16 protein-coding genes and 3 pseudogenes are annotated in these 15927 nt (G+C 67.8%); 15 read left to right on the forward strand and 4 right to left on the reverse strand.

What is annotated here, in order from left to right; genetic code table 11:
- Positions 1-211 precede the first annotated feature (211 nt).
- The 3 genes from IEZ00_RS38165 to IEZ00_RS25975 all read left to right on the forward strand — a co-directional run bounded on the left by IEZ00_RS38165 (position 212) and on the right by IEZ00_RS25975 (position 2669).
- A complete protein-coding gene (locus IEZ00_RS38165; protein ID WP_373293197.1) occupies positions 212-652 on the forward strand; it encodes an nSTAND1 domain-containing NTPase in 441 nt (146 codons plus the stop codon).
- A 98-nt stretch (positions 653-750) separates the two neighbouring features.
- Entirely contained in the window at positions 751-1554 is an 804-nt protein-coding gene (locus tag IEZ00_RS25970; protein WP_189225965.1) for a glycosyltransferase family 2 protein, read from the forward strand.
- Between the two features lie 26 nt (positions 1555-1580).
- Positions 1581-2669 carry a glycosyltransferase family 4 protein gene (locus IEZ00_RS25975; RefSeq protein ID WP_189225966.1) on the forward strand — a complete coding sequence of 363 codons (1089 nt, stop codon included), beginning with the start codon at positions 1581-1583 and terminating at the stop codon, positions 2667-2669.
- A gap of 377 nt (positions 2670-3046) precedes the next feature.
- Here IEZ00_RS25975 and IEZ00_RS37135 read toward each other — a convergent pair whose 3' ends face one another.
- Both IEZ00_RS37135 and IEZ00_RS37140 read right to left on the reverse strand, forming a co-directional pair.
- Positions 3047-3208, reverse strand: a complete 162-nt coding sequence (locus tag IEZ00_RS37135; RefSeq protein ID WP_229796091.1) for a hypothetical protein — start codon at positions 3206-3208, stop codon at positions 3047-3049.
- A gap of 33 nt (positions 3209-3241) precedes the next feature.
- On the reverse strand, positions 3242-3541 hold the full coding sequence (locus IEZ00_RS37140) for a winged helix DNA-binding protein (protein ID WP_229796092.1): 300 nt from the start codon (positions 3539-3541) through the stop codon (positions 3242-3244).
- 217 nt (positions 3542-3758) lie between these two features.
- On the opposite strand from IEZ00_RS37140, the gene IEZ00_RS25985 reads away from it, so the two are divergent.
- From IEZ00_RS25985 to IEZ00_RS26000, 4 genes are all read left to right on the forward strand, one after another.
- Positions 3759-4391: a (2Fe-2S)-binding protein gene (locus IEZ00_RS25985; RefSeq protein ID WP_189225967.1), complete on the forward strand. Its 633-nt coding sequence runs from the start codon at positions 3759-3761 to the stop codon at positions 4389-4391.
- A gap of 4 nt (positions 4392-4395) precedes the next feature.
- Entirely contained in the window at positions 4396-5376 is a 981-nt protein-coding gene (locus IEZ00_RS25990) for an FAD binding domain-containing protein (protein WP_189225968.1), read from the forward strand.
- A gap of 20 nt (positions 5377-5396) precedes the next feature.
- Positions 5397-7553, forward strand: a complete 2157-nt coding sequence (locus IEZ00_RS25995; RefSeq protein ID WP_229796093.1) for a xanthine dehydrogenase family protein molybdopterin-binding subunit — start codon at positions 5397-5399, stop codon at positions 7551-7553.
- A gap of 92 nt (positions 7554-7645) precedes the next feature.
- A complete protein-coding gene (locus IEZ00_RS26000) occupies positions 7646-8530 on the forward strand; it encodes a helix-turn-helix transcriptional regulator (protein ID WP_189225969.1) in 885 nt (294 codons plus the stop codon).
- A 131-nt stretch (positions 8531-8661) separates the two neighbouring features.
- On the opposite strand, the pseudogene IEZ00_RS26005 reads toward IEZ00_RS26000, so the two are convergent.
- Positions 8662-8885, reverse strand: a pseudogene (locus IEZ00_RS26005) (transposase); the annotation flags it as partial.
- Between the two features lie 104 nt (positions 8886-8989).
- Between IEZ00_RS26005 and IEZ00_RS26010 the strand changes: the two are divergent.
- The 4 genes and pseudogenes from IEZ00_RS26010 to IEZ00_RS26025 all read left to right on the forward strand — a co-directional run bounded on the left by IEZ00_RS26010 (position 8990) and on the right by IEZ00_RS26025 (position 11860).
- The gene (locus tag IEZ00_RS26010; protein WP_189225970.1) at positions 8990-9790 is read left to right on the forward strand and encodes an IS3 family transposase; all 801 of its coding nucleotides are present in this window, start codon (positions 8990-8992) and stop codon (positions 9788-9790) included.
- Positions 9791-9822: 32 nt separating this feature from the next.
- Positions 9823-10158: pseudogene (locus IEZ00_RS26015) on the forward strand (IS481 family transposase); the annotation flags it as partial.
- A gap of 62 nt (positions 10159-10220) precedes the next feature.
- Positions 10221-11441: pseudogene (locus IEZ00_RS26020) on the forward strand (RHS repeat-associated core domain-containing protein); the annotation flags it as partial.
- Positions 11438-11860, forward strand: coding sequence for a hypothetical protein (locus tag IEZ00_RS26025; RefSeq protein ID WP_189225971.1), 423 nt, complete (start codon positions 11438-11440; stop codon positions 11858-11860). The pseudogene IEZ00_RS26020 and the gene IEZ00_RS26025, both read left to right, overlap by 4 nt.
- Positions 11861-12482: 622 nt before the next feature.
- On the opposite strand, the gene IEZ00_RS26030 is transcribed toward IEZ00_RS26025, so the two are convergent.
- Positions 12483-12950: a hypothetical protein gene (locus IEZ00_RS26030; protein ID WP_189225972.1), complete on the reverse strand. Its 468-nt coding sequence runs from the start codon at positions 12948-12950 to the stop codon at positions 12483-12485.
- A gap of 191 nt (positions 12951-13141) precedes the next feature.
- On the opposite strand from IEZ00_RS26030, the gene IEZ00_RS26035 reads away from it, so the two are divergent.
- From IEZ00_RS26035 to IEZ00_RS26045, 4 genes are all read left to right on the forward strand, one after another.
- Positions 13142-13930, forward strand: coding sequence for a hypothetical protein (locus tag IEZ00_RS26035; protein ID WP_229796096.1), 789 nt, complete (start codon positions 13142-13144; stop codon positions 13928-13930).
- A complete protein-coding gene (locus IEZ00_RS37155) occupies positions 13927-14211 on the forward strand; it encodes an integrase core domain-containing protein (RefSeq protein ID WP_229796097.1) in 285 nt (94 codons plus the stop codon). Before IEZ00_RS26035 ends, IEZ00_RS37155 begins: the two co-directional genes overlap by 4 nt.
- Positions 14212-14335: 124 nt before the next feature.
- Positions 14336-15202 carry a polymorphic toxin-type HINT domain-containing protein gene (locus IEZ00_RS26040; RefSeq protein WP_229796098.1) on the forward strand — a complete coding sequence of 289 codons (867 nt, stop codon included), beginning with the start codon at positions 14336-14338 and terminating at the stop codon, positions 15200-15202.
- Positions 15202-15747 (forward strand): hypothetical protein, encoded by a 546-nt coding sequence (locus IEZ00_RS26045; protein WP_189225973.1) that lies wholly within the window; start codon positions 15202-15204, stop codon positions 15745-15747. The genes IEZ00_RS26040 and IEZ00_RS26045 overlap by 1 nt, the downstream gene beginning before the upstream one ends.
- Positions 15748-15927 lie beyond the last annotated feature (180 nt).

Consider the following 15927-nt stretch of genomic DNA (forward strand, 5'->3'; position numbering starts at 1 on the left):
GGCCGCGACGTCCCGGCGTCCTTCAGCCCGCTGGCCGCCGTGCTGAAACCACTCATCCACAGGGCACGCAGGACTGCGCCTGGCGCTCCAGTGGAAGGGCTGCACGGCCTGCGGACCTGGCGGCTCTGGTGGCGGGAAGCCTCCGCGAGCCCCAAGGCGCCGGTGAGCGACGATGGTGCCGAGGCCGCATCGGACACCACGACGCCGAGCGATGAGAAGCGGGGGTCTTGTCGCGGTTACCGGAGCGTCCGGTGTCGGGAAGTCATCACTGCTCCGAGCAGGCTTGGCAACGGCCCTGACCGATCGACCGCCGGGATGGAGCGGCACGGTCGATCGGCTGGTGAAAACCATGACGCCGGGCTCTTCTCCGCCTGCGCAGCCGAACCGGAACGTCCCTGAGTTGGCGGAAGTCCTCCCGGTGGGCAAGAGCGCCGAACAGTTCGACGACGCGGTACGCCGGGCCGTGACGACACACGCCGAGGGGGCGGTGGTGACGCCGCTCGACTGGCTCTGGCTGTGGACCAGTTCGTGTTCGATCCAAGGGGGCACTGGGTCGCGACCGGTTCCGGTGACGGCGTCACCCGGTTGTGGAACCTCGACCACGAGCAGCCGCCAACCGGATCTGCGCCACCAGTCGAGGAGTTCTCACTGAGGAGACGTTGGTACAGCACATTCCACAGTTCACCTTCGAACCGCCGTGCCGCTGAGTCCGCCCCAACCATCGCAACACCCGCGCGAGGAAGGCATCCCATGCCCAAGATCTCCGTGATCACAGCCGCATACGGTCCCAGTGCCCACCACCTGGCCGAGGCGGCCCGAAGCGTCCAGGCGCAGCAACTTCCACCAGGGTGGTCACTGGAGTGGATCGTCCAAGAGGACGGCGACAACCCGGTTCTGGCCAACATGCTCGGCGCCCACGCCCACTACGACCGCAACGGCACACGACTGGGCATCGCCGCTACCCGCAACCTCGCGTTGGCCCGTGCCACCGGCGCGCTCGTCCAGAACCTCGACCACGACGACGTGCTGCTCCCCCACGCCTTGGCCACGCTCATCGCCCGCTTCGAACAGCACCCCATCCACTGGGCTGTCGGGGCGGCCGACGACCTCCTCGAGGACGGCACCCGCCAGTCCTGGGACTCCGCGTTGCCCTTCGGCCTCATTCCTGCAGGCCACGTCAACCAGTGGGCCGAGCAGCACGGCGGCAACTGGCCGGTCCACGGCGGCGGACTCATGATGCGCACCGACACCCTTCGCGCCATCGGCGGCTGGACCGGCATCCCGGTGGACGACGACCTCGCCGCCCTCGCGGCGATCTCCGAACTGGCCGACGGCTGGAACGACCGCACCGTCACCTGGCTCTACCGCAAACACCGCGCCCAGACCACGCAGAACTCCCTCTACGCCGGCCTCGAGGACACAGGCCGCCGCATCGCCCTGCAACGCGCCAAAGCCATCCGCAACATCGCCGGACCAACCCTCAGCACCGGCGCCGCCTTCGACAGTGACAGCGCAGACGTCGAAGTAGGCCCCAACATCAAACTGACCCCGTAAACGAAAGCACAGCGGAAACCTGCACCATGCGGATCACATTCATCCTCCCCGTTTTCTCACGACTGCCGAGCGGCGGCTTCCGGGTCGTCTACGAGCACGCCAACCGGCTGGCCAAACGGGGCCACCAAGTCACGGTGGTGCACGAGCAGTGGTACGAAGGTTGGCACAAGCCGCTGAGGCACGTGTACGAGATCGCACGGGACCGATGGCACAGCAGACGCCCAGGCGCGTTGTCCGAGTGGCTGCGGTGGATGCCGATCGACTGCGGCGTACGGATGACCATGGTTCCGAAACTGGAGCCCGATCGGCTACCGGACGCCGACGTGGTCATTGCCACCTACTGGACCACCGCACGTCTGTTATCGCGGCTCGCCGAACGACACGGCCGTCCGGTGCACCTCGTCCAAGGTTACGAAATCTGGGGAGTCGAAGACCCCACCCAGGTCGATGACGTCCTGCGGTCCGATGTGCCGAAGATCGTGGTGTCGAACCACCTCGCCGACCTCCTCCGAGGACTGGGCGTGCCCCGCGCAAGGTTATCGGTAGTCCAGAACGGCCTGGACCACTCCACGTACCGTCTTCCGACGCACGACCGACCTCGCGGCACAAGCGTCAGCATCCTGGTGGGCACGGGCCCCCAGAAGGGGTCGTCCGCCGCCGTCGCCGCCCTCGAACAGGTGCGCGAGCAGCACCCTGAACTCGTGGTGAACGCCTTCGGCCCGGAAAAACGGCCCTCCCGACTACCTGGCTGGATTCGATACACGCGTGCCCGCAACGGCCCGGAGCAAGCGAGCCAGGCGTACCGGGCGAGCGCGATCCACCTGTGCAGTTCCGTGCACGAAGGATGGGGCTTCCCGGTCGCCGAGGCCATGGCGTGCGGAACAGCGGTCGTGAGCACCCGCAACGGCGGAGTGGAAGATTTCTGCGTCCACGAACAGAACTCACTGCTCGTCGACGTAGGTGATTCTCGAGCCATGGCCGAGGCGTTGACCAGACTCATACGAGACCCTGGACTGCGCGACCGACTGGTCGAAGCAGGAATACGCACGGCGTCGTCCATGGACTGGAACGCCTCCACGGATTCGTTCCTCGCCGCACTGGAAGCCGCCACCTGACCTCTGCGAAACGACCGGTCGCCTACGTGATGCGTGGCGGTCCGGTCGCGGACGTCGAGGTGTCGGTGTAGGAGAAGTTGTCCATGACCAGGTAGAGCCTGGCGTCGAGCCACCGGGCGCAGGGTCTTGAGCAGGTCGAGGAACTCGCGGTGGCGTTTGCGGCGCCGGATGCGGTAGTGGATCTTCCCGGTGGTCAGGTCGAGTGCGGCGAGCATGTCCATCACGCCGTGGCGGCGGTTGTACTGCGTCGAAAGTGTCCGCTTGCCTGCACCTCAAGCCGCAGAACAACAGGCTCGCCACCAAGAGGCAGGCAACCGCATACTTTCGGTTCGATAGTTCGGGTTCAAGACGCGGTGAGCGCGATCATGCGCTTCACATCACTTGCCTGACCATCCCATCCTGGAGAGTGCCACCTCGTCAGTCAGTCCGGTGGCCAGCACCTCGCAGATCTCACGCAGCTCCCGTTGCTGTTCATGGCTGAGCCGATCGAAGACGAGCTCGCGAACCTGCTCGACATGCTGGCGCGCGGCACGTTTCACCTCTTTGACTCCCTCTGCTGTCAACACGGCCAACTAGCCCCTGCCGTCGACACCGGCTTCTTCGCGGCGGACCCAGCCGTCCTTGGCCAGGCGGTCGATCGTGTGGCTCATCCATCCGGCTGCGGTCGAACACGCACGCCAGGGCCAGGTCCGCCATCTGCATCGACCGTCCGGGGCCTCGGACAACCGGGACAACACGTCGTAGTAGGCGAAGGAGAGCCCGGACTCCCGCTTGAGGCCGCGCTCGACCCGATCCATCAGGAGCTTGGTCGCCAGGAGGAAGCCGCGCCAGGTCACCTGTTCGTCCTCGTCCAGCCAGCGCGTCTTCGGCATCGTCGTCCTTCTGGGCTCTGTCCCGCGTAATCCTGAGGGCCCTAACGCAGACGTTGAATTTCAACTACTTTCCCGGTCTGGCCGCGACATGGTACAGACGTTCCGGTCAGGGTGGAAGGCCCTGGTGCGGGCATCGTGAACAGGCCCCTTGAAAGGAGCAACAGGAGACGTAGCGTGCCAATGACGCCATCACTCTCCACCGAAGTGAGAAACACGCATGCCTGTTGATCTTCCGGATTCCGGTGCTCCGCCCGCCCAGGACAGCTCGTCGCCGTCGTCGGCCCTGTCCCGGCGCACCTTCATCGCGACCACCGGGGTCACGGCTGCCGGTGCCGTCACGGCCTCGTCGCTCCTCGCCACCTCCACGCCCGCGGTCGCCACTGAAGGGCCCGGTGGCACCGTTTCGCTGACCGTCAACGCCGTCCGGCGGACCGTGACGGTCGACAACCGCACGTCCCTGCTGGACCTGCTGCGTGAGCACCTCGGACTCACCGGGACCAAGAAAGGGTGCGACGCCGGAGCCTGTGGAGCGTGCACGGTGCTGGTCGACGGGCGTCGCGTGAACGCCTGCCTGACGCTGGCGGTACGCCTGGAGGGCGCGGAGGTCACCACCATCGAAGGGCTCGCGGAGGGCGAGCTGCACCCGCTGCAGAAGGCTTTCATCGACCAGGACGCCTTCCAGTGCGGCTTCTGCACGCCCGGCCAGATCATGTCCGGTGTCGGCTGCATCCGCGAGGGCCGGACCCGCTCCGCCGAGGAGATCCGCGAGTGGATGAGCGGAAACCTCTGCCGCTGCGGCTGCTACGTGAAGATCGTGCGCGCGGTCGAGCAGACCGCAGGCGGACGGTGATCGCGTGTTTCCCTTCTCCTTCACCAAGACCTCGACCGTGGCCGAGGCGCTCAGGGCCGGACAGCGCGGTGGTCGGTTCATCGCGGGCGGGACCACGCTGGTGGACCTCATGCGGGAGACCGTCGAGCGTCCCGGCGCGCTCGTCGACATCAGCGCCCTTCCGCTGCGGGACGTCGCGACCACCTCGCGCGGCGCGCTGCGCATCGGCGCGCTGGTGCGGATGGCCGACGCCGCCGCCCACCGGGACGTGCGCACCGCCCATCCGGTCATCACCGAGGCACTGGAGCTGAGCGCCTCCCCGCAGCTGCGGAACATGGCGACCATCGGCGGCAACATCATGCAACGCACCCGCTGCACGTACTTCCGGGACGTCTCCGCGGCCTGCAACAAGCGCCAGCCGGGTTCGGGCTGCGCCGCGCTGGGCGGGTACAACCGCACGCACGCCATCCTCGGTGGCTCGGAGCACTGCGTGGCCACCCATCCTTCGGATCTCGCCGTGGCCCTGACCGCGCTGGAGGCGAGCGTGCACCTCGCGGGACCGGACGGAGAACGCCGGGTGGCCCTCGCCGACTTCCTGCTCCGGCCGGGGAACACGCCGGACCGCGAACAGGCCCTGCGCCCAGGTGAGTTGATCACGGCCGTGGAGGTCCCGGCGCTGCCGCATCCGTCGCGGTCCGGGTACCTGAAGGTTCGCGACCGGCAGAGCTACGAGTTCGCCCTGGTCTCCGTGGCGGTCGCGCTGCACGTCCGGGACGGGGTGATCCGCGTCGCCAGAGTCGCGGGCGGTGGTGTCGGCACGGTGCCGTGGAAGCTGTCCGCGGTGGAATGGCACCTCGTGGGCAAGCGGCCGTCGCCACGGCTGTGGGAAGAGGCCGCCGAACGCGCCGCGGAAGGTTCGAAACCGCTGGCGCACAACGGTTTCAAGGTGGACCTGCTCAAGCGCGCCGTGGTCCGCCAGCTGAGCGTCGTGGGAGGCACCAGGTGAACCGGTTCGTGGGAACCCCGGTGTCGCGTGTGGACGGGGAGTTGAAGGTCACCGGTCGGGCGCTCTACACGGCTGACCACCACGTCGAGGGCATCGTCCACGCGGTGGTGGTCGGGAGCACCGTCGGACGGGGCCGGATCCGCGCGATCGACATCGGCCCCGCCGCCGGGCAGCCCGGTGTGCTCGCCGTGATCACGCACCTGAACGCGCCCAGGCTGCCCTACCGCGACTACCACGGCCCCCTGGTACCGGTGGGCGAGCGGTTGCACGTCCTGCAGGACGAACAGGTCCGCTTCTTCGGGCAACCGGTCGCGGTCGTGGTCGCCGAGACGCTGGAGGCCGCGCAGCACGGAGCCGGCCTGGTCGCCGTCACCTACGACGCCCAGCCGCCGGCTCTCGACCTGGCCGCGTCCTCGTCCAACCAGCCCATCACCTACGCGCGGGGTGACGCGGACGGCGCGTTCGCGTCGTCCGAGACCCGGCTGGAGCTGACCTACCGGGCGGCTCGCAACCACCACAACGCCATCGAACCGCACGCCACCACTGCGCGCTGGGAGGGCGATCGGCTGACCGTGTGGGACAAGACCCAGTACCTGGTCGGCGCGCAGAACGAGCTCGCCGCGGTGTTCGGCGTCCCCACGGACGCGGTGCGGGTCATCTGCCCGTTCATCGGCGGCGCCTTCGGCAACGGCCTGCGCAGCTGGCCGCACGTCGTCATCGCGGCGCTCGCCGCACGGGTGACCGGCCGCCCGGTCAAGCTGGTGCTGACCCGCAGGCAGCTGTACTTCGGCGTGGGGTTCCGGCCCGCCTACACCTACACCGCGCGGGTCGGCAGCGACCGCCGGGGCCGGCTGAGCGCGATGATCCACGACGCGAGGTTCGAGACCTCGAGCTACGAGCAGCACGGTGAGAGCGTCCAGGCCCTGGGGCAGATGCTGTACGAGACGCCCCACGTCCGGCAGGTCTTCCAGTCCGTGCCGTTGGACGTGAGCACTCCGACGTGGATGCGCGGGCCCGGCTACTCCACGGCCGCCTTCGTCATCGAGTCCGCGCTCGACGAGCTCGCCCACGAGCTGCGGCTGGACCCGATCGAGCTGCGGTTGCGCAACGAACCGGCCGACGACCCGGCCAGCGGGATGCCGTTCTCCACGAGGCGCCTGCGTGAATGCCTCACCGTCGGCGCCAGGGAGTTCGGCTGGCACCGTCGCCGCGCCCGGCCCGGTTCCACGACCGACGGTCACTGGTCGATCGGCTTCGGCGTGGCCGCGGGCGCCTACCACACGCTCCGCGGCGCGGCCCAGGCGTACGCGCGGCTGACCGCCGGAGGGACCGTGCTGGTGCAGGCGGGCGCGAGCGACATGGGCCCCGGTACCTACACCTCCATGACCCAGGTCGCCGCCGACGCTCTGGGCTTGAACCTGGACGACGTCCGGTTCGAGCTCGGCGACTCCACCTTGCCGCGGGTGCCCCCGCACGGTGGTTCGCAGACGATGGCGAGCGTCGGCTCCGCCGTCCAGAGCGCCTGCGACCAGTTGCGGAAGCAGGCCGTCACCTTCGCCGTCTCCGACCCCCGGTCACCCTTGCACGGCGTGAACCCGGACGACGTGGTCGTGCGGGCAGGCCACATGCGGCTGCGGAACGACCCCAAGCGCGGGGAGACCTACCAGCAGCTGCTGACCCGTCTCAACCGACCCCACCTGGAGCTCATCGGGTCCTACGCGCCACCTCAGCAATCACGGTTCTCCACCTACGCCTACGCCGCGACGTTCGCCGAGGTCGCCGTGGACGTCCGGCTCGGCCTGGTCCGGGTGCGCAGGATGCTCGGCGTCTACGACGCGGGTCGCATCGTGAACCCGAAGCTCGCCGACAGCCAGGCGCTCGGCGCGATGGTCGGCGGCATCGGCATGGCGTTGCTCGAACACACCGTCACCGACCACCGCGACGGCCGGATCGTGAACGCCAACCTGGCCGACTACCTCGTGCCGGTCAACGCCGACGTTCCCGATCTACGGGCAGTCTACTTGGAGGGCAGTGACGAGGAAGCGGGCCCGATCGGCGTCAAGGGGCTCGGCGAGGTCGTCATGGTCGGCGTCGCGCCTGCTGTCGCCAACGCCGTCTTCAACGCGACCGGGCGTCGCGTACGCGACCTGCCCATCACCGCGGAGGCACTGCTGTGACCGCAGGAGTCCACCCGATGCCGGTGAGCCGGATCCTGCGGCGTGGCGGAGCTCATCGTCACCACGACAGCGCGGACAGCACACTGGTGGACATGACGTTCGCGCTGCACGGTGACGGGGCGGAGCTCGGGCATTTCCTGCGCACCCGTCGCGCGAGGCTCACTCCCGCCGATGTGGGGCTCCCGGCGAGCGCCGGGCTGCGCAGGAGGCCGGGGTTGCGCCGGGAGGACCTGGCCAGCCTGGCAGGGGTGAGTACGGACTACTACACGCGGCTGGAACAGGGCAGGAGGACCCGGCCCAGCCCGTCGGTTGTCGCCGCCCTCGCCAGAGCCCTGCGCCTGGACGAGGCCGACCACGAGCGGCTGCGGGAGCTGGCCGTCGGCGTGCGCCGCGCGGCGACCGGACAGGAGCCGGACCGGGAGGTGAACCCGGCAACGGCCCTGCTGGTGGAGAGCCTGCGTCCCAACCCGGCGCAGTTGCTGGACCACGCCATGAACCTGCTGACGTGGAATCCCGGCGGACTGGACATGTACGCGGGCATCGAGGAGTGGCCTGCCGAACGACGCAACGTCGCCCGCTACGTCTTCCTGCACCCTGCGGCAACAGACCTGTTCCCCGCCTGGGAGCACGAGGCCCGCTGCTGCGTCGCGTACCTCCGCACGTCGTTCGACCGGAGACCGGACGACCCGGCCCTGACGAGCCTGGTCGCGGAGCTGACGCTTGGAAACCCGGAGTTCGGCCGGCTGTGGAAGCGGTCCGACGTGCGCGGGCGTCCCAGCGGTGTGAAGACGTTGCGCCACCCGCGCGCGGGTGCCGTCACCCTGCGCTTCCAGGTCTCGCGTCTGGTCGGCGCGCCCGGCCGCCAGCACTCGGTCACCTACTATGCCGATCCCGGCACCGCCGATTACGACCGCATGGTGCTGCTCGACGCGACCGCGAGCGACCAGGCGCAGCCTCCCGCCGAGCGAGCAGGCTGACCCCCTCAGCAGAAAGTGGTTTCAGATGCGCGATCCAGTAGTAGGGCTTTGTTAGGTTAATCGGAGTCTGTTGTGTCGTAAGGGTTTGATCGCTTGGTGGCAGGTGGGGCATGCGCCGGTCCGGGTGGCAAGCAGGTATTGCAGCTCGTTGATGACCTTGTGGAGGGTCAGGCTGGCGCATCCGCTTTTGGGTCGGGTCGCAGCAGGTAATGAACAGGTGCGCGGCGGTGACGAGGAGGACGTGACGGTGCCAGCCTGTCCATGAGCGGCCTTCGAAGTGGTCCAGGCCGAGGCCGGTTTTGAGTTCGCGGTAGTCGTGTTCGATGCGCCAGCGGATCTTCGCGGTGCGGATCAGGTTGTTCCGTACCGGGTTTGATGGAGACCATCAAGCCTGGATGATGAGGATCGATGGCCCCACCGAAGAAGTACCCAGACGAGCTGCGTGAGCGGGCGACCCGGATGGCCGTGGAGGCCCGGCGGGATTCGGCGTACGCGACCGGGGCGATCAAGCGGGTGCACGAGGACAACTACGGCGTCTACGGGGCGCGCAAGGTGTGGAGGCAGCTGAACCGCGACGGCGTCGACGTGGCCCGGTGCACCGCCGAGCGGCTCATGCGCAAGAACGGGCTGCGTGGCCTGCCACGCGACAGGTCCCCGCGCACCACACGACCCGCGGCCGAGACCGGCAGGCCCGCTGACCTGGTGGACCGTGACTTCACCGCGACGCGTGTCAACGAGCTGTGGGTCGCGGACATCACCTACGTGCGCACCGCCGCCGGCTGGGTCTACGCGGCGTTCGTGCTCGACGTCTTCTCCCGCGTGATCGTGGGCTGGCAGGTCGCCACCAGCCTCTACACCGATCTGGCGCTGGACGCGCTGCAGATGGCGATCCGGCGCCGCCAGGCCGCCGGCGCCGACCTGGCCGGGCTTGTTCATCACAGCAACTGCGGCGTGCAGTACCGGGCGGTGCGCCACACCCAGCGCCTAGCCGAGGCCGACGCTGTCACATCCGTTGGCGGAAAAGGAGATTCCTACGACAACGCCATGGTCGAGGCGTTCAACTCGTTGTGCAAGGCCGAGCTCGTCCACAACAAGGGCCCGTGGCGCGGCATCGACGACCTCGAGATCGCCACCGTCGAGTACATCGACTGGTACAACAACCGACGCCTGCACGGCGAACTTGGACACCTGCCACCCGCCGAGTACGAAGCACTACACGCGATGACCCACCCGGTCACCGCAACCCTGGAAACCAACTAATCCAGTCTCCATCAAACCCGGTACTTGACAACCGCGCGCCCCGGCGGATCGTCGCCCGATGGCCCGGCCACATGGTCCACCTGGACGTCAAGAAGGTCGGCGTCATCCCCGACGGCGGCGGATGGCGCGTCCACGGCAGGGGCAGTGAGCAGGCCAAACAGATCGAACGCGCCAAGAACGCCGCCACCGGGAAGACCGACGCCCGGCGCGGTTACACCTACCTGCACTCCGCGGTCGACGGGTTCTCCCGCCTGGCCTACACCGAGGCCCTGCCCGACGAGAAAGCGGTCACCGCGATCGACTTCACCCGTCGCGCACAAGCCTTCTTCGCCGCCCACGGCATCACCCACATCCACCGCGTCGTCACCGCCGATACCACTACCAGGCCGACGACAACCTCGTCGCGGTCCGCGACTCGTCCGGTCCGTCGCGGAACTACCGCGTCGACCCCCTTGGACGGGTCACCGGTGTCGACGGGCCCGGATGGCGCGAGCGGTACGCCTACGACGCGGCGGGCAACGTCACCGCGTCCGACACCAGCTATGCAGGCACCCTGGTGCGCACGTCGGGTGACACGCGCTACGAGCACGACGCGCAGGGCCGCGTCGTGCTGCGACAACGCAAGCGGCTGTCCCGCAAACCCGACACCTGGCACTACCAGTGGGACGCCGACGACCGCCTCGTCGCGGTCACCACACCGGACGGCACGAGGTGGTCCTACCAGTACGATCCGCTGGGCCGTCGCATCGCCAAGCTGCGCCTCGCCCTCGACGGAACAGTGGCCGAAAGCGTCGCCTTCACGTGGGACGGCTCAGTCCTGGCCGAGCAGACCCACTCGGCCGGACGTGCCACAACCTGGGAGTTCGCCCCGGACAGCTTCCGGCCCCTCACCCAGACCGAACGTGCGCGCACCGGCCAGGCATGGGTCGACCAGCGCTTCTACGCCATCATCACCGACATCGTGGGCACACCCACCGAACTGGTCGACGAACGCGGGATACCCGCCTGGCGGCAGGAATCGACGCTGTGGGGTCTGCCCGCCGCCCGCGTCGGGGCCGCGGACACGCCGCTGCGCTTTCCCGGCCAGTACTACGACGCCGAAACCGGGCTGCACTACAACTACCTGCGCTACTACGACCCTCTCGCCGCCCGCTACACCAGCCCCGACCCGCTGGGCCTGTTCGGCGGACCGTCACCGCACGGGTACGTGCACAACCCCACCGGGTGGAGCGACGCGCTCGGCCTCACCGAGACCAGCGACATCGAATTCCTCGACCCCAACGACATCAACTTCTCCCAGCGCAGCATCACCCAGAACGATTACGCGGAGGCGATGCGCAGCGGCCAGTGGGACTGGAACCGCTCGCCGGTGCACGTCATAGAGATCGACGGTCAGCTCGTCAGCTACGATAACCGCCGCCTCGACGCCGCACGGGAGGCAGGCGTGCCGGTAGGTGTCCAGCGAGTCGATCCCAACGCCCCGCACCCCGAGTCGACCACCGGCAAGACGTGGGCCGAGAAGTTCCAGGAACGCTTCCGCGACCCGCGCAACAGGCTCAACGGCGAGCCGGTTCCCAACACCGGCCTGAACGAACGACCGACCTCCCTGCCACCGGGCTGCGGCGGAGGACGGCGCAGGAGACGCAGATGAGCGACATCACCACCCTCTGGTCCTCCGCCCGCCTGCCCATCGAGGACGGCCTCTACTTCGCCGACGGCCGCTCCTACGCGGTCGAGGCCGACGAGCGCGGCCTGCGCCTCATCGAAGCCTTCGACCTGGGCGAACTGCTGGCTGAAGACCCCGAGTGGCTGACCTCGATCGACATCACCAGAGAGATCCGCGTCCCCGGCGGCTACGCCTGCGCAGGTGAGGGCTCGCACGGCTCGGAGGGCTTCTTCGCCCGGCTGGACGAGGACCGCTCGCTGATCTGGGTCTGCTACCTGTCCGAGTCCAACCCGTTCGGTGAACTCACCGTCGAGGCATCGACCCTGACCGCGACCTCGACATCCGGTCTGTCGATCACCCTCCCCCTCGACAACCCGGACAAAGCACTACCGGCCGAGAACTGACCACGGGCAGGGTCCGTTTGGTACGGGCGTTACCCCCTTCGGTGCGACCGTCGTGATGGGGCAAGGTCGTGGCGGCGTCCACAGCGGACCGATCGACCACGAAACCGTTGGTGAGACTGCGCAAGTTCGGCAAATCCACGGCGCGAGCCGCCGTGGATTCTGGGCCGCTCGAAAAGTCAACACCGCTGGTAGGGCGAGGGGATCGCCATGTTGGGAGCATATCCGGAAGATCGTGCCCCTGCTGTACGAGGTGAGCCGGAAGCCGCTGTCCGTGCCGTCGGTGCTGCTGCGCAGCCAGGCGGCGAAGGACGTCGAAAACTGCTCGTGCCGCGGCACGAGAACCCTGATTACGGGCGAGAGCCGCGCACACCAAGTCCTCAGGGCCTACCAAGACCACTACAACCGCCACCGCCCCACCAGGTCCGCAACCAACTACCACCCGAGGACCACCAACACCCCGCTGCAGTACACGACCTCGACCCTCACAGACCGCGCCGCACCCGCCCCCTCGACGGACTTGTCAACGAGTACAGACACGCCGCTTGACCAGCAGCGACGACTTTCCGAGCGGCACAGCATCGGCCGAACTACGGACGCGGGCGTTCCGGCGTGGTGCCGGCCCTCACCCGGCCAGGAACTCCTGGATCGCCTGGGCCACCGAAGCCGGGGTCGACTCGTCGTTCGGATCGTCCATCCCGAGCAACGACAAGTCGAGCACCACAGTGACCGAGTCCCCGAACTCCTCCCTCACCGCCTGGAGAGACCGGAGGACCGCGTAGTGGGCAGGACTGACCTCTGCGAAGTCCTCCCTGGTGACGAACTCCCCGTCCCGTTCGACGACCGGGCGGAACGGCGGGACGACGATCCACTCCGGCAAACCGTCGCCCCGCGTGTTCGGCAGGATTTGCGCCGCCTCCCTGTCCGGGCGGCCACCGTAGCGGTCGAAGGCCCAGACACCGGACATCATGAGCACATCGGCCTGGACCGACCGGCTGCCCCCATTGACGAACCAGATCGCCGCCGAGGCGGGAAGCAGTCTGCCCCAGAGAGCCAGGGTGGACTGCCGAGAGGAGGCCACGCAGATCTTCATCGACTCACCTCGGGACCGGCATGGACGGCATGACCCTGACCCCGGCCGACCGTACTCACTCCGGCGTGGTCGAGCTGAAGCGCTGGGAGGCGCTGCCCGGACCTGTTGCCTGTGGGATTCCAGAACTCTGCACTGAGGCGCTGAGCTGCGGTGATCGCGCAGAAGTAGCTGTAGGAGCACGATCGTGGGGCGTGGCGCTACGACTGCTGTACCTGATCTTCGTCCGAGTCGTTGGCTGGTTGGTTCTGCTCGGCCGGTCATCGACGGCCAAAGACGTGGAGCTGCTGGTACTGCGGCACGAAGTCGCCGTACTACGCCGCACCAACCCCCGCCCACGACTGGAGTGGGCCGATCGCGCTGTGCCCGCCGCGCTGGTGCGCCCACTCCCCCAGATGCTGCGCGAGCACCCAGTGGTGACACCAGGCACCATCCTTCGATGGCACCGGCGCCTGGTCGCGAAGAAGTGGACCTACCCCCACCGCACCGGCCGCCCACCGGTCGACGACACCATCACGGTGTTGATCGAGCGGACGGCCCGGGAGAACACAGGCTGGGGCTACCGCAGGATCCAAGGTGAGCTGCTCAGGCTCGGCCACCGGGTCGCCGCCTCGACCGTGCGCCACGTGCTCAAGCGCCCGCGGATACCGCCCGCACCCCGGCGCGACACCGACACCTCGTGGCGACAGTTCCTCCGCGCGCAGGCCGCGAGCATGTTGGCCTGCGACTTCTTCCACGTCGACTGCGCCGTCACCCTCAAACGCGTGTACGTGTTCTTCGTGATCGAAGTAGCCACCCGCTACGTCCACATCCTCGGCACCACCACCAACCCCGACGGCCCTTGGACTACCCAGCAGGCCCGCAACCTGCTGATGGACCTAGCCGACGGGCCGACGACTTCCGGCTCCTCATCCGGGACCGGGCCGGCCAGCTCACCGCCTCGTTCGACGCGGTCTTCTCCGGCGCGGGCATCCAGGTCGTGAAGATCCCGCCACGGTGTCCGCGAGCCAACGCCTACGCCGAGCGGTTCGTCGGCACCGTCCGACGCGAGGTCACCGACCGCCTGCTCATCATCAACGAACACCACCTGCGGTCGGTACTCGACCGCTACGCGACCCACTACAACCATCGCCGACCCCATCAAGCCCTACAACTCTCACCACCACGGCCGGACTGGCCGATCGCAGAGGCGGACTACATCTCAATACGCCGTCGACCAGTCCTCGGCGGCCTGATCAATGAGTACGAACCCGTAGCAGCCTAACCGCAGGTCAGGCCACGTGGCCGACTTTTGACACCTCACAGGCGCGTTCGGCAGATCTCTCCAGGAAGCGGCTCTTCACCACAACTTCCTCCTCGGCATCCCATTGGGCGCGCGGGTGAACGTTGTGGCACCCGGCCTGGAGCGGGCGAACTCCCGAGCCGCCGCCTGCAAACCCGGCAACAACAGCTTCACCGGTGACACCAAGGTTCTCCTGGGCGACGGCAGCGCCAAGCCGATCGACCAGGTGCGCGTCGGCGACGAGGTCACCGCCACCGACCCGCGGACCGGTATCACCGGTACCCGACGAGGGGCCGCCACAGTCAACGACACCGGGGTCAAGGTTCTAGTAGACATCACAATCGACACCGGCGGCGGCACCGTCACCGCAACCGACAACCACCCGATGTGGGTGGACAGTCGACACGCTTGGATCGCCGCAGAGCAGCTCCGTACGGACGATCAGCTCCGCGACCCCGCCGGCGACCGCCACGCCGTCCGCCGGGTGGTTCCGCGAACCGAGATCGCGACCGTACACAACCTCGCAGTGGACAACCTGCACACCTACTACGTGCTGGCCGGAGGCACGCCAGTCCTCGCGCACAACAATGCGTGCGAGATCTTCACCAACACGATGCCTGACGACCTGGCCGAGGAGCTCGCCATAGCAGACAGACTGGGCGTCAAGCCGGTTACCCCCGGCACAGCCGCATTCGACGACATTATCGACTCCGGGATCGTCAAGTGGGCAGTCCGCGAAGATGGCATCCTGGTAATCGTGCCCAAGGACATCGATGGAGTCGGAGAAATTGCGCACTCGGTCCTCACCCGCGGCGCACCGGTACGCGCGGCAGGTGAGGCGTCGATCGGCGGCAATGCCCAGATCGGCTACTTCGGGCTGGAGATCACCAACCACAGCGGACACTTCCTACCCTCCCTGGAAAGTCTCCAGATCGGCCTGGAAGCGTTCGCCGCAGCAGGAGTAAGATTCTGATGACAGACTTCAAAGACCTGGTCAGGCTCGACCTACAGTCACTTGCCACACGCCTCGCCACCGGATCACCGGCTCAGTCCGAACTGGGAACGCAGGAGTGGCTCGCCGTGGTACAGGTGCTGACCACCCGCATCCTGCGCGACGCGGTCGAACTGTCCACCGACGATTGGGGACTTGTCGCGCAAGCGTACGCCTACGCCGTGGACACGGCGATCGCCGCAGGCGACTTCGACCACCGGGAAAAGACGTACCGAGCCCTGCACCTGTCCTCCAACCTCCTGCGGCAAGTGCCCGCTAATCCCGACATCGAACTGCTCGACCCGCACCGGATGACCGAACTCCTGATCCGGGAGCTACCGATGCCAGTCGAGCAGGCCCGAGCCCAAGCCGAGCACTGGACAACGCTGGAACGATCGGAGATTCTTGCTCTACGAATAGCCAAGGAGTTCTTGCGACCGGGCCTGTACCTGGCACACCGCGCATACGGTGAACACCTGCCCGAACCATTGAATTCGTGGGAAAGAGTCTTCCCGTCATTGCCTTGAGCTGATGAGCGTTATTCATAAGGCCTGAACTGGACTGATAGCGCAACAGCTCTGGCCTCGTGGTGCCGGTTGCTTCCCCAGCAACCATCACCACGAGGCGGGGTGGGCCTGACCCGTTTTGACGGACATCTGAGATCAGGGGACGCGTGTCCCCGGAAGGATGTCCCATCATGGAGCCTA

Origin of the sequence: Saccharothrix coeruleofusca (assembly GCF_014648515.1) — a bacterium.
In the GTDB taxonomy this organism is placed as follows: Bacteria; Actinomycetota; Actinomycetes; order Mycobacteriales; family Pseudonocardiaceae; genus Actinosynnema; species Actinosynnema coeruleofuscum.